Source organism: Micromonospora sp. C28SCA-DRY-2, from assembly GCF_030519475.1.
Classification (GTDB): Bacteria; Actinomycetota; Actinomycetes; order Mycobacteriales; family Micromonosporaceae; genus Micromonospora.
Map to the genome: position 1 here is coordinate 60,640 of NZ_JAUMKD010000005.1, position 21,494 is coordinate 82,133.

Below are 21,494 nucleotides of genomic sequence, written 5' to 3' on the forward strand. Positions count from 1 at the left end.
GGCGGCGAGAGCGAGTCCGGCAGCCGACTGCCCGGGCGGGGCCGGAAGAGATCCACACCACCCGGCCCGGCGTGCCGTGCGGCGCTGCTGGAGGCGCCCGGCGCGGCGGGGATAGGGTAAGCGGACCGACCTCGACCATCCCATGATCCGACCCCGGGGGGGCGCTCCGCATGGGCGATTCGTTCGCGCATCTGCACGTGCACACGGAGTACTCGATGCTCGACGGAGCCGCCCGGCTCAAGGATCTGTTCGCCGAGGTCAGCCGGCAGGGGATGCCGGCGGTCGCGATGACCGACCACGGCAACATGCACGGCGCGCACGACTTCTACAAGCAGGCGATGGCGGCCGGCGTCACCCCGATCCTGGGCATCGAGGCGTACGTGGCGCCGGAGTCGCGCTTCCACAAGCAGCGGGTGCGCTGGGGGCGCCCGGAGCAGAAGAGCGACGACGTCTCCGGTAGCGGTGGCTACACGCACAAGACCATCTGGGCGCGGAACAAGACCGGCCTGCACAACCTGTTCGCGCTGACCTCCCGGGCGTACACCGAGGGCTTCTTCGTCAAGTGGCCGCGGATGGACGCCGAGCTGATCGCCGAGTACGCCGACGGGCTGATGGCCACCACCGGTTGCCCCTCCGGCGAGGTGCAGACCCGGCTGCGGCTGGGCCAGGACGCGCAGGCGCTGGAGGCGGCGGCGAAGTACCAGGAGATCTTCGGCAGGGAGAACTACTTCCTGGAGCTGATGGACCACGGCCTGGACATCGAGAAGCGGGTCCGCGACGGGCTGCTGGAGATCGGCCGCAAGCTGGGCATCCCGCCGGTGGTCACCAACGACTCGCACTACACCCACGAGGCGCAGGCCGAGTCGCACGACGTGCTGCTCTGCGTGCAGACCGGCAGCAACATCGCCGACCCGAACCGGTTCAAGTTCGGCGGCAGCGGCTACTACATCAAGTCCGCCGACGAGATGCGCGGCGTGGATGGCTCCGACGTGTGGCTGGAGGGCTGCCGCAACACGCTGCTGGTGGCCGAGCGGGTCGACCCGACCGGGATGTTCGAGTTCCGCAACCTGATGCCGCGCTTCCCGGTGCCCGAGGGCGAGACCGAGGAGTCCTGGTTCCGCAAGGAGACCTTCGCCGGGCTGGCCCGCCGGTTCCCCGAGGGGGTCCCGGAGACCCACGTCAAGCAGGCCGAGTACGAGCTGGGCGTCATCATCCAGATGGGCTTCCCGTCGTACTTCCTCGTGGTCGCCGACTTCATCCAGTGGGCGAAGAGCCAGGGCATCGCGGTGGGCCCGGGCCGTGGCTCGGCGGCCGGCTCGCTGGTGGCGTACGCGCTGGGCATCACCGACCTGGACCCGCTGCCGCACGGCCTGATCTTCGAGCGGTTCCTGAACCCCGAGCGGGTCTCCATGCCGGATGTCGACATCGACTTCGACGAGCGCCGGCGCGGCGAGGTCATCCGGTACGTCACCGAGAAGTGGGGCGAGGACAAGGTCGCCCAGATCGCCACCTTCGGCACCATCAAGGCGAAGGCCGCGATCAAGGACTCGGCCCGGGTGCTCGGCTACCCGTACGCGGTGGGCGACCGGATCACCAAGGCGATGCCGCCGGCGGTGATGGGCAAGGACATCCCGCTGTCGGGCATCTTCGACCCGAAGCACCCGCGCTACGCCGAGGCCGGCGAGATCCGCGGCCTCTACGAGTCCGACCCGGACGTGCGCAAGGTGATCGACACCGCCCGCGGCATCGAGGGGCTGATCCGGCAGACCGGCGTGCACGCCGCCGGCGTCATCATGTCCGCCGAGCCGATCATCGAGCACATCCCGCTGATGCGCCGGGACGCCGACGGGGCGATCATCACCCAGTTCGACTACCCGACGTGCGAGTCGCTCGGGCTGTTGAAGATGGACTTCCTCGGCCTGCGCAACCTCACCATCATCGACGACGCGCTGAAGAACATCGCCTCCAACCACGGCACCACCGTCGACCTGCTCAAGCTGCCGCTGGACGACAAGCCGACGTACGAGCTGCTGGCCCGCGGCGACACGCTCGGCGTATTCCAGCTCGACGGCGGGCCGATGCGCTCGCTGCTGCGGCTGATGAAGCCGGACAACTTCGAGGACATCTCCGCGGTGCTGGCGCTCTACCGGCCCGGCCCGATGGGCGCCAACTCGCACACCAACTACGCGCTGCGCAAGAACGGCCTCCAGGAGATCACCCCGATCCACCCGGAGCTGGCCGAGCCGCTGGAGGAGATCCTCGGCCCCACCTACGGCCTGATCGTCTACCAGGAGCAGGTGCAGCGCGCCGCGCAGAAGCTCGCCGGCTACTCGCTCGGCCAGGCCGACCTGCTGCGCCGGGCGATGGGCAAGAAGAAGAAGGAGGTCCTCGACAAGGAGTTCATCCCGTTCCGCGACGGCATGCGGGCCAACGGCTACTCCGACGAGGCCATCCAGACCCTCTGGGACATCCTGGTCCCGTTCGCCGACTACGCCTTCAACAAGGCGCACACCGCCGGCTACGGGCTGGTGTCGTACTGGACCGGCTACCTCAAGGCCAACTACCCGGCCGAGTACATGGCGGCGCTGCTCACCTCCGTCGGTGACGACAAGGACAAGATGGCGCTCTACCTGTCGGAGTGTCGCCGGATGGGCATCCAGGTGCTGCCGCCCGACGTGAACACCTCGGCGGGGCCGTTCACCCCGGTCGGCAAGGACATCCGGTTCGGCCTGGCGGCCATCCGCAACGTCGGCGCGAACGTGGTCGCCGCGATCATGCGGTGCCGCGAGGAGAAGGGCGCCTACACCGACTTCTACGACTTCCTGTCCAAGGTGGACGCGGTGGTCTGCAACAAGAAGACCATCGAATCGCTGATCAAGGCCGGGGCGTTCGACTCGCTCGGGCACCCGCGCAAGGGCCTGCTCGCCGTGCACGCGGACGCCATCGACGCGTACGCCGACGTCAAGCGCAAGGAGGCCGTCGGCCAGTACGACCTCTTCGGCGCCGGGTTCGGCGAGGCGGAGACCGGTGGCAGCACCACGGTGATGCCGGTGATCGGCGACGGGGAGTGGGACAAGCGCGACAAGCTCGCCTTCGAACGCGAGATGCTCGGCCTCTACGTCTCCGACCACCCGCTGTTCGGCCTGGAGCACGTGCTCGGCGCGGCCGCCGACTGCACCATCGCCGCGCTGTCGGAGGAGGGCACCGTCCCGGACGGCGCGGTGGTCACCCTCGCCGGCATCCTCTCCGGGGTGCAGCGGCGGGTCACCAAGCAGGGCCGGGCCTGGGCCTCGGCCACCCTGGAGGACCTCGCCGGCGGGGTGGAGACGCTCTTCTTCCCCAACACCTACGAGGTGATCGGGCAGTACATCGCCGAGGACGCCATCGTGGTGGTGAAGGGGCGGGTCGACCGGCGCGACGACACCCCGCGGATCATGGCGATGGACATGTCCATGCCGGACGTCAGCAGCAGCGCCGCCAACAAGCCGGTCACCCTCACCATCCCGGTGACCCGGTGCACCCCGCCGCTGGTCGAGCGGCTCAAGGAGACCCTGGTGCTGCACCCGGGCGACGCCGAGGTGCACGTCAAGCTGCTCAACGGCAGCCGGACCACCACGCTGCGGCTGGGCCCGTTCCGGGTGGCGGCCACCACCGCGCTGATGGCCGACCTGAAGAGCGTCCTCGGCCCGGCCAACGTGAGCTGACGCGGCTCACCCGTCCTGTTGCCCTGTCCGCCGCCCGAGATCGCACTACATCCCTGAAGTAGTAGCCTCCGGTCCCGGGGAAGCCACCACCTCCTGGTTCGAGCGCGGTCCTGGCCGCTTCTCGGCCGCTGCCCCCGTTGATGGGGCAGCTCGAAAGGGCCCGGGGCAGGCTTCGGGCGGGGGCAGGCGGCGGGCCGGCGCGTGGGGCCGGCCGGGATCGGGCAAGATCGGGAGGTGCTCTCGACGGATCTGGTGCGGGTCCGGGACCTGGTGCCCGACTTCCTGGCCTGCCTGCGCGCCTGCGACGGCGTACCGGCCGAGCGGTGGCCGGCGCTCTGGCGGTCCCGCTACCTCGACCGGCACCCCGGGGTCTTCGCCGCGCTCGACGAGGCGGGGGAGTGGTCGCGCCCCGACGACCTCGGCGACGTCCTGGTCCGGCTCCGCGACGAGGGCGCCGACCTCGCCGCCCGGTCCGCGGCGGTACGCGCGCTGCTGCCCGACGGCATCCGGGCCGTCGCCGGGGCGCTGGACTGGACGGCCGACGGCGACCCGGTCGACTGCGTGGTGCTGGTCGGGCTACACCGGGCCAACGGCTGGGCGGACCGGCTCGACGGCCGGTTCGCCCTCTTCCTCGCCGTCGAGCAGCTCGGCCCGCCGGGTGACGACCGGCTGCTGGTGCTGCACGAGGCGGCGCACGTGCTGCACGACCGGCTCGCCGCGATCCGCGACTGGCCGCCGCACGGGGTGGCGAACGCGCTGTTCACCGAAGGGCTGGCCACCCAGGTCTCGGCCGAGACGGCGCCCGGCCGCACCGACGAGGAGTACCTCTGGTTCGGCCGTCCCGGCTTCCGGACCTGGCTGGACACCTGCCGGCGCCGCTGGCCGGAGATCCTCGACCGGATCGGCGCCGACCTGGACGCCACCGACGTCGAGCACCACGCGCCGTACTTCCTGATGCGGGACTCGCCGCTCGCCGGCGACCTGCCGAAGCGCTGCGGTTACCTGGTCGGGCTGGCGGTGCTGCGCCGGCTGCGCGCCGAGCACCCGCTGGCCGACCTCGCCCGCTGGCCGCTGGACCGGGTGGTCGACGAGGTGCGCCGCACCCTGCGCGCCCTCCGCGCCGCCGCCTGACCGCCGCCCAGCCCCGTCCCGCCGGGACCCGGGCGCCGGCACGGCGGTCCGTCCGGTGGGCGCCGCCGGTGGCGGCCACGCCGGCCGGTCGACCCGGGGCCGCGAGCCGCGGATTGGCCGTGCCGCCGGGCGGCGGTGGTGGCTAGCGTCGACGGGGTGGAGATCGAGCAGGCGCAGAAGTTGTGGCAGCCGCAGCCGGGATGGCTGAACACCGCCAGCTACGGGTTGCCGCCCGAGCCGGCCTGGGCGGCGGTGCAGGAGGCACTGGCCGACTGGCGGGTGGGGCGTACCTCGTGGGAGGGCTGGGGCGAGGCGACCGAGCGGTCCCGGGCCGCCTTCGCCAACCTGGTCGGGGTGCCGGTCGCGGACGTCGCGATCGGCAGCGTGGTGTCGCAGCTGCTGGCGCCGGTCGCGGCGGCGCTGCCGGCCGGCGCGACAGTGGTGGTGCCCGAGGTCGAGTTCACCTCCAACCTCTTCCCCTGGCTGGTGCAGGCCGAGCGCGGGGTGCGGGTGCGCACCGTGCCGCTGGGCGGGCTGGTCGACGCCATCGACGCCGGCACCGACCTGGTCGCGTTCAGCCTGGTGCAGTCCGCCGACGGCACGGTGGCCCGGTACGACGAGATCGTGGCCGCGGCCCGGGCGCACGGCGCGCTGGTGGCGGTGGACGCCACCCAGGCCTGCGGCTGGCTGCCGTTCGACGCGGCCCGCGCCGACGCGGTGGTGGTCGGCGCGTACAAGTGGCTGATGGCGCCGCGCGGCACCGCCTTCGCCTACCTGGCCCCGGGCCTGCGCGACCGGCTGCGCCCGGACGCCGCCGGCTGGTACGCGGGCGAGGACCCGCACGCCTCCTACTACGGGCCGCCGCTGCGGCTGGCCGCCGACGCCCGCCGGTTCGACATCTCCCCGGCCTGGTTCAGCTGGGTCGGCACCGCGCCCGCCCTCGACCTGCTCACCGAGATCGGGGTGCCCGCCGTGTATGCGCACAACGTGGCGCTGGCCAACCGGTTCCTCGCCGGGCTCGGCCGCCCGGCGGGGGAGAGCGCCATCGTCACCGTCGAGGTGCCCGGCGCGCGGGAGCGGCTGGAGCGGGCCGGGGTGCGGGCCGCCGTGCGGGCCGGCCGGGTCCGCGCCTCGTTCCACCTCTACTCCACCACGGACGACGTCGACCTGGCGTTGGACGCGCTGACCGGCTGACGGGCTGACGGGCTGACGGGAACGCTCCCGCGGCGCTCGCCGTGGGTACGCCACATGCCGGAGCGCCACCGGCCGAGCTACTGATCACCCTCGATGGCCCGCGGTCCGGGTCGGGGCGGCCCGAGGTGGTGCACGCACCCGGTTCGACGCCGGGGAATATGTGGGTCATCGACATGGCTCGACTCACACACCCCGCCGTAGGTTTCCTGAACGCGACGGCCATGTGACCACGGTCACCGACCGGGCCCGTCGCGCCAGACCTGCGGAGGTTGTGCGATGGCCGGGCAAGCGCTCCTGTCGGCTCGCGGGCTGACCCGCGACTTCCGGGGCTTCCGGGCGGTCGACGGCGTCGACCTGGACGTGGCGCCGGACAGCGTGCACGCGCTGGTCGGCCCGAACGGCGCCGGCAAGACGACCCTGTTCAACCTGCTCACCGGCTTCCTGAAGCCGAGCGGCGGGCGGATCGAGCTGGCCGGGCGGGACGTGACCGGGCTGCCCCCGGAGCGGGTGGCCCGCCTCGGCGTGGCCCGCTCGTTCCAGATCACCAGCCTCTTCCCGCAGCTCAGCGCCCGGGAGCACGTCGAGCTGGCGTTGCAGAGCCCGAGCGGGCTCGGCTGGCGGTTCTGGCGCTCGTCGGCGCTGATGCGGCGGTACACCGACCGGGCCACCGAACTGCTCGCCATGGTGGGGCTGGCCGAGCTGGCCGAGGCGCCCGCCGAGGCGCTCGCGTACGGCCGCAAGCGGGCCCTGGAGCTGGCCATCGCGCTCGCCCTGGACCCGAAGGTGCTGCTGCTCGACGAGCCCACCGCGGGCATGGGCCTGGAGGACGTCGACCGCACCGTGGACCTGATCGCCCGGGTCCGGCAGGGCCGGACGGTGGTGATGGTCGAGCACAACATGAGCGTCGTCGGCCGGCTGGCCGACACGGTGACCGTCCTGCAGGCCGGCAAGGTCCTCGTCGAGGGCCCGTACGAAGAGGTCCGCGCCGACGAGCGCGTGATCACCGCCTACCTGGGAGCCGCCGATGCTGCGCATTGAGAACCTGTCCGCCTGGTACGGCGAGGCGCAGGTGTTGCGGGAGGTCAGCCTGGAGGTCCAGGCCGGCGAGGTGGTCACCCTGGTCGGCCGCAACGGCGCCGGCAAGTCCACCCTGCTGCGTTGCGTGATGGGGCTGCACGCCGGCCAGCGCGGCACGGTGGAGCTGGACGGCCGGGACGTCGGCCGGCTGCCGGCGCACCGGCGGGCCCGGCTCGGGCTCGGCTGGGTCCCCGACGACCGGGGCAGCTACGCCACGCTCACCGTTACCGAGAACCTCACCCTGCCGCCCACCGTGGGCCCCGACCCGTGGTCGCTGGAGCGGGTGTACGAGGCGTTCCCGGCGCTCTACGAGCGGCGGGACTCGGCCGCCACCATGCTCTCCGGCGGTGAGCAGCAGATGCTCGCGCTGGCCCGGGTGCTGCGGATGGGCGCCCGGCTGCTGCTCTGCGACGAACCGACCGAGGGGCTCTCGCCGCTGCTCGTGCAGCAGGTCGGCGACCTCCTGCGGGAGGCCAAGCGGCACGGGGTGACCGTGCTGCTGGTGGAACAGAACCTGCACTTCGCCACCGGTGTCGCCGACCGGCACTACCTGCTGGCCGAGGGGCGGATCGCGGAGGCGATGGACAACTCCGAGGTGCGGTCGCGGGAGCGCGAGCTCCTGTCGTACCTCGGCATCTGATGTCGACAACGGACACCGCGCCCGGCGCGGACGAAAGGATCGGGCATGCGTAGGACGGTGGGTGTGGCCGCCGCTTCGGCGGCGGCGGTGATGCTGGTCGCCGGCTGCGGCGGCGGTGGACCCCAGTCGGGCGGCGACGAGAAGCTGACCGGGGGCAAGATCGTGCTGGGCGTGCTCAACGACCAGTCCGGCGCGTACTCGGAGTTGTCCGGCAAGAACTCGGTCACCGCCGTGGAGATGGCGGTGGCCGACTTCAAGGCCAAGCACGGCGACGACGCGGTGACCAAGGACATCACCGTGGAGACCGCTGACCACCAGAACAAGCCGGACGTCGCCAACAGCAAGGCCCAGGAGATGTACGACCGCAAGGGCGTCGACCTGATCCTGGACGTGCCCACCTCGTCGGCCGCGCTGAAGGTGGCCGACGTGGCCAAGGAGAAGAAGAAGCTCTACTTCAACATCGGCGCGGCGACCACCGACCTGACCGGCAAGAGCTGCAACAAGTACACGTTCCACTACGCGTACGACACCTACATGCTGGCCAACGGCACCGGTAAGACGACCACCGAGCAGGTGGGCAAGAACTGGTACATCCTCTACCCGAACTACGCCTTCGGCCAGGACATGGAGAAGAGCTTCTCGGCCGCCATCACCGCCGCCGGCGGCAAGGTGGTCGGCAAGGACGGCGCGCCGTTCCCGAACACCAGCGGCGACTTCTCCACGTTCCTGCTCAAGGCGCCGACGCTCAACCCGAAGCCCGAGGTGCTCGGCACCATGCAGGCCGGCGCGGAACTGGTCAACGTGGTCAAGCAGTACAACGAGTTCAAGCTGCGGGACAAGGGCGTCGGCCTGGCGGTCGGCCTGATGTTCATCACCGACATCCACTCGCTCACCCCGGCGGCGCTCGCCGGCACCACCTACACCGACGCCTGGTACTGGAACTTCGACCAGCAGAACCGCGAGTTCGCCGACCGGTTCCAGTCCGAGACCGGCACCCGGCCGTCCTTCGCGCACGCGGCCAACTACTCCGCCGCGATGCAGTACCTGGAGGCCGTGCAGGCCGCCGGCACCGACGACGCCGACACGGTGGTCAAGGGGCTGGAGGGCAAGGAGGTCAACGACGTCTTCCTGCGCAACGGCAAGATCCGCGCCGAGGACCACCGGGTCATCCACGACGCGTACCTGGCCCAGGTGAAGCCGCAGTCCGAGGTCTCCGAGCCGTGGGACTACGTCAAGGTGCTCAAGACCATCCCCGCCGCCGAGGCCTTCGCCGCCCCGTCGTCGGCGTGCAAGATGTGACGGGCCGATGACCGGCTTCCTGCAGAACACGTTCAACGGGTTGGTGAGCGGGGCGTTCTACGCCCTGCTCGCCCTCGGGCTCGCGGTCATCTTCGGCATGCTGCGAGTGGTCAACTTCGCCCACGGGGCGTTCTACATGCTCGGCGCCTTCGGCGCGTACGTGCTGCTCAGCGAGGCGGGCGTACCGTTCTGGGCGGCGTTGGCGATCATGCCGGTGGGTCTCGGCCTGCTCGGCATGGCGCTGGAGCGGGCGTTCATCCACCGGCTCACCCGGCTCGACCCGCTCTACAACTTCCTGCTCACCTTCGGGTTGACGCTGATCCTGCAGGACCTGGTCAAGCTCCGGTACGGCGTGCAGTCCAGCCCGTACGCCACCCCGTCGGCGCTGAGCGGCTCGGTGGACTTCGGGATCTTCGACTTCCCCACCTACCGGGTGTTCATCCTCGGCTTCGCGGTGGCCGTCTGCGTCGGCGTCTGGTGGGTGCTCACCCGCACCCGGATCGGCATGGTGGTCCGGGCCTCGACCGAGCGGCCCGAGCTGACCCGGGCGTTCGGCATCAACGTCGGCCGCTGGGTCACCCCGGTCTTCGGCTTCGGCATCGGCCTGGCCGGGCTGGCCGGCGTGCTCGCCGCGCCGATGCGGGCGGTGAACCCGCTGATGGGCGCCGACCTGATCATCGTGGTCTTCGCCGTGGTGGTGATCGGCGGGCTGGGCTCGATCTTCGGCTCGGTCGCCGCGGGCTTCGGCATCGGGCTGGTGCAGGCGTGGGGCGAGGCGTACCTGTCGCAGTTCCCGATCGTGTCGCAGACGATCGTCTTCATCGTGATGGCCGTGGTACTGCTCTGGCGCCCGGCCGGGCTGTTCGGCCGTGAGGAGGCACCGGCATGACGAGCACCGTGGACACCCCGGCCGACGCGGCCCGCCCGGCCGCGCCGTCCGGGCTGCTCACCGTGGCCCGCGCGCCCCGCTGGCTCCGGTACGCGCTGCTGGCCGCCGGGCTGCTGGTGGCGTTCTGGCTGCCCAACGGGCTCTACCCGGCGGTGGCGGTGGACATCCTCTGCTGGGCGCTGTTCGCGGTCGCCGTGGACCTGCTGCTCGGCTTCACCGGGCTGATGTCCTTCGGGCACGCCGCGTTCTGGGGCACCTCCGCGTACGTCACCGGCCTGGTGGCGATCCACGTCGGGCTGCCCTTCCCGGCCGCGGTGCTCGCCGGCGCCCTCACCGCGGCGCTGCTCGCGGTGCCGATCGGCTACCTGGCGGTGAAGCGGACCGGCATCTACTTCGCCATGGTCACGCTGGCCTTCGCGCAGATGGTCTACTACGTGGCCAACGAGTGGCGGTCGGTGACCCAGGGCGAGAACGGCCTGCAGGGCGTGCCCCGCGAGCTGTTCGGGCTGGACCTGAGCGACGACTACTACTTCTACTACGCGATCCTGCCGATCGTGCTGCTCGGCCTGCTCGCCGCCTGGCGGATCGTGCACTCGCCGTTCGGCCGGGTGCTGGTCGGCATCCGCGACAACCCGGCCCGGGCCCGCGCGCTCGGGTATCCGGTGCACCGCTACAAGCTGACCGCGTTCGTGCTCTCCGGCTTCATCGCCGGGCTCGGCGGCGGGCTGTTCGCGGTGGGGCACCGGTTCGTCTCGCTCGAGGTGCTGCACTGGACCACCTCCGGCAAGGCGGTCATCGTGGTGGTGCTCGGCGGGATCGGCACGCTCTGGGGCGGGGTGCTGGGCGCGGCCATCGTGGTGCGCCTGGAGGACTGGCTGTCGTTCTCCGGGTTCGAGACGATCGGCCTGGTCACCGGCGGCATCTTCGTCCTCGTCGTGCTGCTGTTCCGGCGCGGCATCTGGGGCAGCGTCGCCGCCCTGGCCCACCGCTGGTGGGCGTCGCGCCGGCGCTGACCGGCTCCGACAACGCCGCTGGCCGGCACCCGGAACGGGTGCCGGCCAGCGGTCGGTCCTTCATGTTCGGTTGTCAGCTGTTCCAGTGCTCGGCGACCAGGTCGGCGGCCTGCTGCTCCCACTGTGCGTAGTGGAACGGGTAGGCCGACACCTGCACCGTCTGCGCGGCCTCGGTCAGCGGCATGTCCTGCCAGCCGTCGACCTGCTTGAGGCCCTTGAGGAACGCCATGGTGGAGTACTCGGGGTCGGTGATCTGCTCGACCGTGCCCCAACCCGAGCTCGGGCGCTGCTGGAACAGGCCCTGCGAGTCGTGGTCGTTGCGCTCACCCAGGTGGCCCAGGTTCTCCAGCTTCGACTCCTGCAACGCGGTGGCGATGGCCACCACGGCGGCCCGCTCGTCCATGCCGGACTTCTTCGTCGCCGCGATGATCGCCTTCACGTTGTCGACCTGCTCGTCGTTCAGGTCGATCCGCGACTGCTCACCCTGCACACCGTGCGGGATCAGCTTGGCCATGTCCGGCTTGCCCGCCTCGACCATCGCGACAGCGGCCGGACCGGTCGTGGCGGGGGTGGTGTCGGCGTGGTTCAGCGGGCCGGCGGCGAGGCCACCGGCGACGGCGAGACCAGCGATACCGAGAACGCTCTTACGCATGATCGTGTTCATCACGAAGCTCCATTCGGGGGTTGACGCCCGTACCGAGGGGGATCGGACCGGCGCAAGCACCATCAGGCGCTCAGGAGAATCGGGGGAAAGAACCGGCGCGTGCCGCTGGCGGGGGATGCCTCGGGGCGCCGGGACCATGTGTAACGACCGCCGGCCCGGCATCATTCCGGGGCCGGGGACCCGCATCCGGCGTGGCGCGCGGGCCCTTGCTGCGATCGTCGGGGGATGTAACGACCGGCGGGCCGCCGTCATTCCGGGGCGGGTCACGCGTGGCGTGCCCGTGCTCGGCCGTACGCATGGTGTAACGCCCCGCGACCGGCCGCGATTCCGCGCGGGGGATGCAGCCGGTCACACCGCCGAACCGGACGATCGCGCCCGAACCTCGCAGCCCTATCGGGACCGGCCGCCCGATGGTGACGGCGGACACATAAGATACGGAACGGTTCCGTATCGTTAGCGGAGCGCCTACGCTGACCCCAGTTACGAGTCTGACCCGTATCGTAATTTCGGCACGGGCAACCGGGGGGAGAACGCCACCGATGCCACCGCACGAGAACACCGGACACCCGAGGAGGTGGGCGATCCTCGGGGTGCTGGTGATCAGCCTCCTCGTCGTCGTCCTGGACAACACCATCCTCAACGTCGCGCTCCGCACCCTCGCCGACCCGGTGCACGGCCTCGGCGCCAGCCAGGGCGAGCTGGAGTGGGCGATCAACTCCTACACGCTGGTCTTCGCCGGCCTGCTCTTCACCTTCGGCGTGCTCGGCGACCGGGCCGGCCGCAAGCGTTTCCTGCTCATCGGGCTGGTGCTGTTCGGCCTGTCGTCGCTGCTGTCCGCGTACGCCCAGAGCCCGGCGCAGCTGATCGCCGCCCGCGCGCTGATGGGCGTCGGCGGCGCGGCGATCATGCCGGTGACGCTCTCGATCATCTCCAACGTCTTCGACCCGCGGGAGCGGGGACGGGCGATCGGTGTCTGGGCCGGCGCGGTCGGCCTGGCCGTGGCGATCGGCCCGGTGCTCGGCGGCGCGCTGCTGGAGCACTACTGGTGGGGCTCGGTCTTCCTGATCAACGTGCCGGTGGTGGCGCTCGGCGTGGTCCTGGTCGCGCTGCTGGTGCCCGAGTCCCGGGACCCGAAGCCCGGCCGGGTGGACGTGCTCGGCGTGCTGCTCTCGGTGGTCGGCCTGGTCGCGCTCTCCTACGGGATCATCGACGGCGGCGAGCACGGGTTCGGCCGGCCGGTGGTCTGGGCCTCGATCGCCGGTGGCCTGGCGGTGCTGGCCTGGTTCGTCGCGCACGAGCGGCGCAGCGACCACCCGTCGCTGGACGTCCGGCTGTTCCGGGTGCCGCGCTTCGCCGCGCCGGTGGCCCTGGTCGGGCTGGTTTTCTTCGCCGCGATGGGCGTGATGTTCTTCAGCTCGTTCTACCTGCAACTGGTCCGCGGCTACAGCCCGCTGGAGACCGGCCTGCTCTTCCTGCCGTTCGCCGCCGCCCAGCTCTTCTTCGCCCCGCGCAGCGCGGCGATGGTGCACCGGTACGGCGGCAAGGCGGTCGCCGCCGTCGGCCTGACGCTCACCGCGGTGGCGCTCGGCGCGTTCGCGTTCATCGACGCCACCACCCCGATCTGGGTGGTGCTGGTCTTCTTCTTCCTCCAGGGCGTCGGGATGGCCAACATCATGCCGCCGGCCACCGAGTCGATCATGTCGGCGCTGCCCCGGGAGAAGGCCGGGGTCGGCTCGGCGGTCAGCAACACCATCCGGCAGGTGGCCGGCGCGCTCGGCGTGGCGGTGCTCGGTTCGGTGCTCTCCGCGGTCTACCGCGGCGACGTCGAGCCGGCCCTGCGGGACCTGCCGGCCGGGGCGCAGCAGGCGGCCGGCGAGTCGATCTCCGGGGCGTACGCCGCGGCGGGCCAGCTCGGCCCGGCGGCGCCGCACCTGATCGCGGTGGCCAACGACGCCTTCGTGACCGCGATGCACTGGGCAGCGGTGCTCGCCGCGGTGGCGGCCGCCGCCGGTCTGCTGGTGGTGGCCCGGTGGATGCCCGGCCGTTCGGCGGCCCCGGCCGCGCCGGCGCCCGCCGGGGAGCCCGAGTTGGCCGGGACCGCCTAGGGTCGGCGACAATGTCCGACATGACTTCCGCCGCCGATGCTCCGCGGTCGCCCGGGCGACCGCGGAGCGTCCGCGCGGACGAGGCGATCGTCGAGGCCACCCTGGACCTGCTCGCCGAGGGCAACTCGGTGGAGACGATCTCGATCGAGGCGATCGCGGCCCGGGCCGGCGTCGGCAAGGCCACCATCTACCGCCGCTGGCCGGGCAAGGACGCCCTGCTGACCGACGCGCTGCGCCGGCTCAAGGGCAACCCGCCGGCGCCGGCCGGCCGGTCGATCCGCGACGACCTGGTGGTGCTGGTGAGCGCGGTCGGGCACCACATCGACCCGCGGGCGGCGCGGATCATGCCCTGCCTGGTGCCGCGGGTGAACCGCAGCCCGGACGAGTACCAGCTCTACCAGAGCATCATCGAGCCGCGCCGGGCGCTGATGCGCGAGGTGCTGCGCCGGGGGATCCGCACCGGCGAGCTCCGCCCCGACCTCGACATCGAGGTCACCATGGCGATGCTGACCGGCCCGATGCTCATCCAGCGGGTGCTGCGCTGGCACCCCGACCTCGACGACGCCGGCCTGCCGGAGCGGGTCGTCGACGGCGTGCTGGAGGGCATCCGCGCTCGCTGACGGCACCGCCCACCGGCGGCGTCACCCCCCAGCCGACGGGGGTCCGCCGGCCGGTGGCCACCGCCCGCCGGCGGCGCCACCGTCAGCCGGCGGGGGTCCGCAGGCGGTGCAGGCGCAGCGCGAGCTGCACCTCCAGGGCCCGCTCGGGCTTCTGCCAGTCCGCGCCGAGCAGCTGCCCGACCCGCTCCAGCCGCTGGGTGACCGTGTTGACGTGCACGTGCAGCAGCTCGGCGGCCCGGGCCAGGCTGCCGCCCACCCCGAAGTACGCCTCCAGCGTCCTGACCAGCGCGGTGCCGCGCCGCGCGTCGTAGTCGACCACCGGGCCGACGGTGGCCTCCAGGAACCGGGTGACGTCCTGGTCGCCCTGGCCGCCGACCGCGCCGAGCAGCAGCCCGACGAAGCCCAGCTCGGCGGTGCTCGCGCCCTGCCCGGCCCGGCCCAGCGCGCCGAGCGCGGTGAGGCAGCGGTCCGCCTCCCGGAAGGTGGTGGCCAGCGAGGCCGGCCCGGTGGACGGGCCGCTCGCCCCGGCGGTCACCGGCCGGCCGGTCACCCGGGACAGGTCCCGGGCCACCGCCCGGGCGCTGCCGCCGGCGTCCGTGCCGGGCAGCATCAGCACCACCCGCCCGTCCCGCGCCGCGGCCAGCCCGCCCCGGGTCGATGCGTACGTGGTGGCCCAGGAGAGCACCCGCTGCCGGGCCGAGCCGGTCGCCGCGATCGCGTCGTCGCCGACCGCCACCAGCACGTGCGGCGCGTCCAGGTCCACCCCGAGCCGGCGGGCCCGGCTGCGCAGCGCGTCGGTGTCCCGCAGCGGCCGGGCGATCAGGTCGTCCAGCAGCTCGCCGCGGACCCGCCCCTCCGCCTCGGCGACCGTGCGCCGGAACAGCAGCAGCAGCGCGGTCACCAGCGCGGCCCGCTCCAGGATCCGCTGGTCGGCGTCGACCAGGTCGTCGTCCGGGCGGAGCACCAGCGCGCCCAGGTTCTCCGCGCCGGCCACCACCGCGGCGTACCAGAGCGAGCCGCGGCGCACGCTGCGCCCCTCGGTGCGCGACGCGGCGATCGCCTCCACCATGTCCGCCCGGTCCGGCTCCTCGATCTCGCCGACCCGGGCCAGCAGCCGGCCCTCGGCGTCCAGCGCCAGCAGCGCCCCGCCGAGCACCTCGGTCACCGCCGCCGCCACGTCCTCCACCCCGCCGCCGCGCAGCACCAGCGCGGTCATCCGGTCGTGCGCGGCGGCGGCCCGCTCCACCGAGCTGCTGTGCGCCCGGATGGTGGTGTTGGCCGCCGACAGCTCCTCCAGCGCCGACCGGGTCTCGGCGAGCAGCCGCGCGGTGTCGATCGCCACCGCGGCGTGCGCGGCCAGCGAGACCAGCAGCGCGACCTCCTCCCGGGCGAACGGGCGGGCCGAGCGGTTCGCGGCGTAGAGCACGCCGATCGAGGTCGAGCCGAGCCGCAGCGGCACCCCGAGGATGGCCACCAGGCCCTCCTCGCCCACCCCCGCGTCGATCTCCCCGGTGTGGTGGAAGCGGTCGTCCTCGGGATAGTTGGCGGTCACGTACGGGGCGCCGGACTGGGCCACCAGGCCGCCGAGCCCGGCGCCCATCGGCAGCCGCAGCCGCTGGAACCGGGCCGACACCGATCCGTCGGTCACCCGCATGTAGGTGTCGCCGCGCTCCTCGTCGTTGAGCGTCATGTAGGCGACGTCGGCGCCGAGCAGGTTGCGCGCCCGGTGCACGATGGCCCGCAGCACGTCGTCCAGGTCGCGCAGCCCGGCCAGGTCGCTGACCGTGTCGTACAGCCCGGACAGCTCGGTCTCCCGGCGCCGCCGCCGCTCCAGCAGCGCGCGGACCCGCAGCGCCACGGTCTTGGCCTGCTCCAGCTCGGCCAGCCGCTCGGCGGAGAGGCCGGCGGCGCGGGCGGCGACCAGCGGCCCCTCGAACTCCACCGCGGCCGCTTCCCGCGCGAGCAGCTCCAGGTACTCCACCGGCGACGACATGACCGACATTGTGCGGCTCGCCACTAGCTCGCCGTCCAGCCCCCGTCGAGCGCGATCGACGCGCCGGTGATGAACGCGGCCGGCGGCGAGCAGAGGTACGCCATCAGCTCCGCCACCTCCTCGGGTTCGATCAGGCGCTTGATCGCGGCGCGGGCCAGCATGATCTTCTCGATCACCTCGGACTCGGGGATGCCGTGGCTGGCCGCCTGGTCGGCGATCTGGCTCTCCACCAGGGGGGTGCGCACGTACGCCGGGTTGACGCAGTTGGCGGTCACGCCGTGCGCCGCGCCCTCCAGCGCGACCACCTTCGACAGCCCTTCCAGCGCGTGCTTGGCCGACACGTACGCCGCCTTGTACGGCGAGGCGCGCAGCCCGTGCACCGAGGAGATGTTGACGATCCGGCCCCAGCCCTGCGCGTACATGTGCGGCAGCGCCCGGCGGATGAGCAGGAACGGCGCCTCCACCATCACCCGGTGCAGGTACGCGAACCGGTCGGTGGGGAACTCCGCCACCGGGGCGACGTGCTGCAACCCGGCGTTGTTCACCACGATGTCCACGTCCGCGTCGAGCCGGTCCACCGCCTCGGCGTCGGCCAGGTCGATGCCCTCGGCCCGGCCGCCGACCTCGGCCGCCACCGCCTTGGCCGCCTCGACGTTGCGATCCACCACCAGCACCGCCGCGCCGGCCGCCGCCAGGCGCAGGGCGCAGGCCCGTCCGATGCCACTGCCGCCCCCGGTCACCAGCGCGGTGCGACCGGCGAGGTCGACGTTCACGACGTGGGGGACCGCCACGGGTTCTGCCGTCATGGCGCAAGAAGTTACGAGCTGTGTGGCCGGGCGCACATGGGGTGGCGACACATACTCGACGGCCAAGTTGTGTGGGCCGCCGCGCCTCCTCGCTTCCGCGTCCCTGAGCTGCGGAGGCGGGCGGAATGTCGGGGGGCCGTGGCAGATTCAGCGGCGGTGGGGTCGCGCCGCACCGGGGCGACCGACCGTGAGGGCCGTCGGGGCGGAGGTGGGGATGACGGTGACGCCGACCTTCGAGGCGACCCTGGTCCGGTGGTCCGGCCCGGGTGGTTGGGTGTTCGCGCCCGTGCCCGAGGCCCACGCGCCGGACGCGGCCGGGCCGTTCGGCCGGGTGCCGGTGACCGCCACCGTGGACGGCCGCACCTGGTCGACCAGCGTCTGGCGGGACCGGAGGGCCGGCTGGCTCCTGGCGGTGCCGGCCCGGATCCGCGCGGGCAAGGACGACGGCGACCCGGTGACCGTCGCCATCGAGGTGGACCGGGCCCGGATGTGACCGCCGGCGACCGTGGAACCGGACGCCCGGCCCGCCCGTCGCCGCCGGATTTCCGGTGGCGGGCCGCGTCCCGGCGTGTCCCGCGGGGCACCGGTTCCCGGGCCCCAGTAGGGTGTCGAACACACGTACTGCTGACGGCTGGGGGAGGAGGCGGCGTGCGGGTGCTGGGCGTCGACCCGGGGCTGACCCGGTGCGGGGTCGGCGTGGTCGAAGGGCTGCCCGGGCGCCAGTGCACCCTGGTCGCCTACTACGTCGTCTACACCGACCCGGCCGACGAGCTGCCGGTGCGCCTGCTGCACCTGGACCGCTCGCTGACCGACCTGGTCGCCGAGCACCGGCCGGACAGCGTCGCCGTGGAGCGGGTGTTCAGCCAGCACAACGTGCGCACCGTGATGGGCACCGCCCAGGCCAGCGGGATCGCCGTGCTGGCCGGGGCGCGCGCCGGGCTGCCGGTGCAGACGTACACCCCGAGCGAGGTGAAGGCCGCGGTGACCGGTTCCGGTCAGGCGGACAAGGCACAGATGACCGCCATGGTCACCCGGCTGCTGCGGCTGCCCGAGCCGCCCCGGCCGGCCGACGCCGCCGACGCCCTCGCCCTGGCCATCTGCCACGTGTGGCGCGGCGGTACCCGCTCCAAGCTGGCCGCCGCGGCCGACCGGGTACGACGAGGAGGAGCCAGATGATCGCCAGCGTGCGCGGCGTGGTGACCGCGACCGGTCCGGACCAGGCGGTGATCGAGGTCGGCGGGGTCGGGCTGGCGGTGCACTGCGCCCCGGCCACGATCGCCGACCTGCGGGTCGGCCAGCCGGCCCGGCTGGCCACCAGCCTGGTCGTCCGGGAGGATTCGCTCACCCTCTACGGCTTCGCCGACGACGACGCCAAGCAGCTCTTCGAGCTGTTGCAGACGGCCAGCGGGGTCGGCCCCCGGCTGGCCCAGGCGGTGCTCGCCGTGCACACCCCGGACGCGGTCCGCAAGGCCATCGCCAACGCCGACACCGCCGCGCTGACCCGGGTGCCCGGCATCGGCAAGAAGGGCGCCGAACGGCTGGTGCTGGAGCTGCGCGACCGGATCGGCCCGGTCCCGGTGGGCGCCGACGGCGCGGCCGGGGTGACCGGCGGGGCCTGGCCCGAGCAGGTCCGCCAGGCGCTGGTCGGGCTCGGCTGGACGGCCGCCCAGGCCGACCAGGCGGTGGCCGCGGTGGCGGAGACCGTGGACGGGGACACCCCGCCCGTGCCGGTCCTGCTCAAGCAGGCCATCCGGCTGCTGGGCCGGACCCGATGACCGGTCCCGACGGCGGTCTGGTCTCGGCGTACGTCAACGACGCGGAACGGGACGCCGAGGCCAGCGTCCGGCCGAAGCGGCTCGAGGAGTTCATCGCCCAGCACCGGGTGCGCGACCAGCTCGACCTGCTGCTCAAGGGCGCGATGCGCCGCGGCAGCCCGCCGGACCACATCCTCCTGTCGGGGCCGCCCGGCCTGGGTAAACCGGTCTCGGTCGATGCCCTGGTACTGCTGGAGGACGGTACCCGTCGTCGGCTGGGCGACATCGTCGTGGGAGACCGGGTCATCACCCGTACGGGCGAGGGTGCAACGGTGACCGCGGTGCATGAACAGGGCGAACTGGATTCGGTTCGGATCCGGACGGCCAGCGGACGGGAGGTCGTTGCCGCACCGGACCACCCCTTCTGGACTCCGGACGGTTGGGTCAAGGCGGGTGACCTCACGGACCGCGACTCCGTCGCGAACGTCCTGTGTCCGGAGCTGATCTCCGACGGGACCGAGGATGCCGATGAGTTCCGGCTGGCGGGGTACCTCATCGGGGACGGTTGCACGACCAACCAGGTGACCTTCACCAGCGGCGACGAGGCGGTCCTGGCGGACTTCAGGGCGGTGTGCGACCGCCTCGGTCACCCCCACACCAGTAGGCCGAACAGTGCCCGTAGTGAGCTGGTTCGCGTGTCCGGACTCCGGCCATGGCTGGCGGAGCACGAACTGATCGACAAGAACGCATGGCAGAAGCGCGTACCGCAATTCGTCTACCGTGGCGACCGCTGGCAGGTGGGGGCCTTCCTCGCCGCGTATTTCGCCTGCGACGGCACCGTTAGCCGGCGCGGGGGCGACCGCTACGACCTGGTCGTCGAGTACTACAGCGTGTCCCGCGGGCTGCTTCAGGACGTTCAGCACCTGCTGCTCCGGCTGGGCGTCCAGTCCCGGCTCAAGCTCAAGCGCGGCCGCTACCAGGGCAGGCCGCACGAGTCCTGGCGGTTGAGCATCACGAGTCAAGACGATGTGGCCCGGTTCGTCGAGCGAGTGACGGTCATCGGCGAGCGCGGCGCGCGACTCGCCGAGTGGAGTCCGCGCCGTGACCGCTTCGAGGAGCGGTTGGCGGCCGACCGGGTGACCGCTGTGGAGCCCGCCGGTCTGCACGAGTGCCGGTGTCTGACGGTCGACGGGGACCACACCTTCACGGTGAACGACTTCGTCGTCCACAACACCACCCTGGCCAACATCGTCGCCGCCGAGCTGGGCTCGGGCATCCGGGTGACCAGCGGCCCGGCGATCGAGCGCTCCGGCGACCTGGCCGCCATCCTGACCAGTCTCGCCGAGGGCGACGTGCTCTTCATCGACGAGATCCACCGGATCGCCAAGCCGGCCGAGGAACTGCTCTACAGCGCCATGGAGGACTTCCGGGTCGACGTGGTGGTCGGCAAGGGCCCGGGGGCCACCGCCATCCCGCTGGACGTCGAGCCGTTCACCCTGGTCGGCGCGACCACCCGGTCCGGCCTGCTGACCGGGCCGATGCGGGACCGGTTCGGCTTCGTGGCCCACCTGGACTTCTACTCCCCGGCCGACCTGGAGACGCTGCTGCACCGCTCGGCGCGGATCCTCGGCGTGCCGATCACCGACGACGGGGCCGCCGAGATCGCCGGCCGGTCCCGGGGCACCCCCCGGATCGCCAACCGGCTGCTGCGCCGGGTCCGCGACTTCGCCGAGGTCCGGGCCGACGGCGTGGTCACCCTGGAGACCGCCCGGGCGGCGCTGACCGTCTACGACGTCGACGCGCTCGGCCTGGACCGGCTGGACCGGGCGGTGCTGACCGCGCTGGTCGACTCGTTCCGGGGCGGCCCGGTGGGGCTCTCCACGCTGGCCGTGGCGGTGGGGGAGCAGCCGGACACGGTCGAGGAGGTCTGCGAGCCGTTCCTGGTGCGAGCCGGTCTGCTGGCCCGTACGCCCCGCGGGCGGGTGGCCACCGAGGCTGCCTGGCGGCATCTGGGGCGTACGCCACCGAATGGTACATTTGGCACCGATGCCCCTCCCGCGCCCGATCTGTTCTCCGTGCAGTCCGATCAGCCGTGATGCGAACGTGATCTGTGCCGCATTCGGCGTTCCCAGGTGCAGGGATTAGACTCGCCGCGGTCTGTACAGGACGTGAGAATCCGCCTCCGCTCCGGTGCCCCTCGTACCGAGCCGGAGGCCAATGGGAAGGTCTGTAACCGTGCTTTATGCAGCACAGGGCGGCGGAGGTGCCGGCGGTCTCACGCCGATCCTGATGATCGTCCTGCTCTTCGGTGTCATGTACTTCATGATGATCCGCCCCCAGCAGAAGCGCCGCCGCGAGGCGGAGGCCATGCAGCGGGCCCTCGCCCCGGGTGACGAGGTGGTCACCATCGGCGGGCTCTACGGCACGGTCACCGGGGTGGACGACGACACCGTCCTGCTGGAGGTCGCGCCCGGTGTGCAGACCCGGTACGCCCGCCCGGCGATCGCCCGGGTGGTCACCCAGGCGGAGCGCCCGGTCGAGGAGACCGTCGAGGACGCGGACGCCGTCAAGGAGTGATCCGTCCGCCCCGACCGGGGGGTGGGTT

18 protein-coding genes and 2 pseudogenes are annotated in these 21,494 nt (G+C 72.6%); 17 read left to right on the plus strand and 3 right to left on the minus strand.

The window, feature by feature from the left end; all coding sequences use genetic code 11:
• Positions 1 to 170: 170 nt before the first annotated feature.
• The 8 genes from dnaE to Q3W71_RS21040 all read left to right on the plus strand — a co-directional run bounded on the left by dnaE (position 171) and on the right by Q3W71_RS21040 (position 10,947).
• Positions 171 to 3,704, plus strand: a complete 3,534-nt coding sequence (dnaE, locus tag Q3W71_RS21005; RefSeq protein ID WP_302921091.1) for a DNA polymerase III subunit alpha — start codon at positions 171 to 173, stop codon at positions 3,702 to 3,704.
• A 234-nt stretch (positions 3,705 to 3,938) separates the two neighbouring features.
• The gene (locus tag Q3W71_RS21010) at positions 3,939 to 4,835 is read left to right on the plus strand and encodes a hypothetical protein (RefSeq protein WP_302921092.1); all 897 of its coding nucleotides are present in this window, start codon (positions 3,939 to 3,941) and stop codon (positions 4,833 to 4,835) included.
• A gap of 156 nt (positions 4,836 to 4,991) precedes the next feature.
• Positions 4,992 to 6,029, plus strand: a complete 1,038-nt coding sequence (locus Q3W71_RS21015) for an aminotransferase class V-fold PLP-dependent enzyme (RefSeq protein WP_302921094.1) — start codon at positions 4,992 to 4,994, stop codon at positions 6,027 to 6,029.
• Positions 6,030 to 6,305: 276 nt separating this feature from the next.
• Complete coding sequence (locus Q3W71_RS21020) at positions 6,306 to 7,067, plus strand: ABC transporter ATP-binding protein (protein WP_302921095.1); 762 nt, start codon at positions 6,306 to 6,308, stop codon at positions 7,065 to 7,067.
• Entirely contained in the window at positions 7,054 to 7,746 is a 693-nt protein-coding gene (locus tag Q3W71_RS21025) for an ABC transporter ATP-binding protein (protein WP_302921096.1), read from the plus strand. Before Q3W71_RS21020 ends, Q3W71_RS21025 begins: the two co-directional genes overlap by 14 nt.
• Positions 7,747 to 7,791: 45 nt before the next feature.
• Complete coding sequence (locus Q3W71_RS21030) at positions 7,792 to 9,045, plus strand: ABC transporter substrate-binding protein (RefSeq protein ID WP_302921097.1); 1,254 nt, start codon at positions 7,792 to 7,794, stop codon at positions 9,043 to 9,045.
• A 7-nt stretch (positions 9,046 to 9,052) separates the two neighbouring features.
• Positions 9,053 to 9,934, plus strand: coding sequence for a branched-chain amino acid ABC transporter permease (locus tag Q3W71_RS21035; RefSeq protein WP_302921099.1), 882 nt, complete (start codon positions 9,053 to 9,055; stop codon positions 9,932 to 9,934).
• Complete coding sequence (locus Q3W71_RS21040) at positions 9,931 to 10,947, plus strand: branched-chain amino acid ABC transporter permease (RefSeq protein WP_302921100.1); 1,017 nt, start codon at positions 9,931 to 9,933, stop codon at positions 10,945 to 10,947. The genes Q3W71_RS21035 and Q3W71_RS21040 overlap by 4 nt, the downstream gene beginning before the upstream one ends.
• A gap of 73 nt (positions 10,948 to 11,020) precedes the next feature.
• Here the strand turns inward: Q3W71_RS21040 and Q3W71_RS21045 are convergent, their stop codons facing one another.
• Positions 11,021 to 11,611, minus strand: coding sequence for a hypothetical protein (locus Q3W71_RS21045; RefSeq protein WP_302921101.1), 591 nt, complete (start codon positions 11,609 to 11,611; stop codon positions 11,021 to 11,023).
• A 539-nt stretch (positions 11,612 to 12,150) separates the two neighbouring features.
• Between Q3W71_RS21045 and Q3W71_RS21050 the strand changes: the two genes are divergently transcribed.
• Positions 12,151 to 13,716: an MFS transporter gene (locus Q3W71_RS21050; RefSeq protein ID WP_302921102.1), complete on the plus strand. Its 1,566-nt coding sequence runs from the start codon at positions 12,151 to 12,153 to the stop codon at positions 13,714 to 13,716.
• A gap of 11 nt (positions 13,717 to 13,727) precedes the next feature.
• Entirely contained in the window at positions 13,728 to 14,336 is a 609-nt protein-coding gene (locus Q3W71_RS21055) for a TetR/AcrR family transcriptional regulator (protein WP_302921103.1), read from the plus strand.
• A gap of 82 nt (positions 14,337 to 14,418) precedes the next feature.
• Here Q3W71_RS21055 and Q3W71_RS21060 read toward each other — a convergent pair whose 3' ends face one another.
• Both Q3W71_RS21060 and Q3W71_RS21065 read right to left on the minus strand, forming a co-directional pair.
• On the minus strand, positions 14,419 to 16,338 hold the full coding sequence (locus tag Q3W71_RS21060) for a helix-turn-helix domain-containing protein (protein WP_302921104.1): 1,920 nt from the start codon (positions 16,336 to 16,338) through the stop codon (positions 14,419 to 14,421).
• Between the two features lie 14 nt (positions 16,339 to 16,352).
• On the minus strand, positions 16,353 to 17,135 hold the full coding sequence (locus Q3W71_RS21065) for a 3-hydroxybutyrate dehydrogenase (RefSeq protein WP_302921105.1): 783 nt from the start codon (positions 17,133 to 17,135) through the stop codon (positions 16,353 to 16,355).
• A 214-nt stretch (positions 17,136 to 17,349) separates the two neighbouring features.
• On the opposite strand from Q3W71_RS21065, the gene Q3W71_RS21070 reads away from it, so the two are divergent.
• The 7 genes and pseudogenes from Q3W71_RS21070 to yajC all read left to right on the plus strand — a co-directional run bounded on the left by Q3W71_RS21070 (position 17,350) and on the right by yajC (position 21,466).
• Complete coding sequence (locus Q3W71_RS21070; RefSeq protein ID WP_302921106.1) at positions 17,350 to 17,628, plus strand: DUF1905 domain-containing protein; 279 nt, start codon at positions 17,350 to 17,352, stop codon at positions 17,626 to 17,628.
• A 155-nt stretch (positions 17,629 to 17,783) separates the two neighbouring features.
• Positions 17,784 to 18,311 (plus strand): crossover junction endodeoxyribonuclease RuvC, encoded by a 528-nt coding sequence (gene ruvC, locus Q3W71_RS21075; RefSeq protein WP_302921107.1) that lies wholly within the window; start codon positions 17,784 to 17,786, stop codon positions 18,309 to 18,311.
• On the plus strand, positions 18,308 to 18,910 hold the full coding sequence (ruvA, locus tag Q3W71_RS21080) for a Holliday junction branch migration protein RuvA (protein WP_088994853.1): 603 nt from the start codon (positions 18,308 to 18,310) through the stop codon (positions 18,908 to 18,910). The genes ruvC and ruvA overlap by 4 nt, the downstream gene beginning before the upstream one ends.
• Positions 18,907 to 19,113, plus strand: a pseudogene (locus tag Q3W71_RS21085) (Holliday junction branch migration DNA helicase RuvB); the annotation flags it as partial. The gene ruvA and the pseudogene Q3W71_RS21085, both read left to right, overlap by 4 nt.
• A gap of 117 nt (positions 19,114 to 19,230) precedes the next feature.
• A pseudogene (locus Q3W71_RS31025) lies at positions 19,231 to 19,929 on the plus strand (LAGLIDADG family homing endonuclease); the annotation flags it as partial.
• Between the two features lie 9 nt (positions 19,930 to 19,938).
• The gene (ruvB, locus tag Q3W71_RS21095; RefSeq protein ID WP_302921456.1) at positions 19,939 to 20,985 is read left to right on the plus strand and encodes a Holliday junction branch migration DNA helicase RuvB; all 1,047 of its coding nucleotides are present in this window, start codon (positions 19,939 to 19,941) and stop codon (positions 20,983 to 20,985) included.
• A 139-nt stretch (positions 20,986 to 21,124) separates the two neighbouring features.
• Positions 21,125 to 21,466 (plus strand): preprotein translocase subunit YajC, encoded by a 342-nt coding sequence (gene yajC, locus Q3W71_RS21100; RefSeq protein WP_302921108.1) that lies wholly within the window; start codon positions 21,125 to 21,127, stop codon positions 21,464 to 21,466.
• Positions 21,467 to 21,494: the final 28 nt, after the last annotated feature.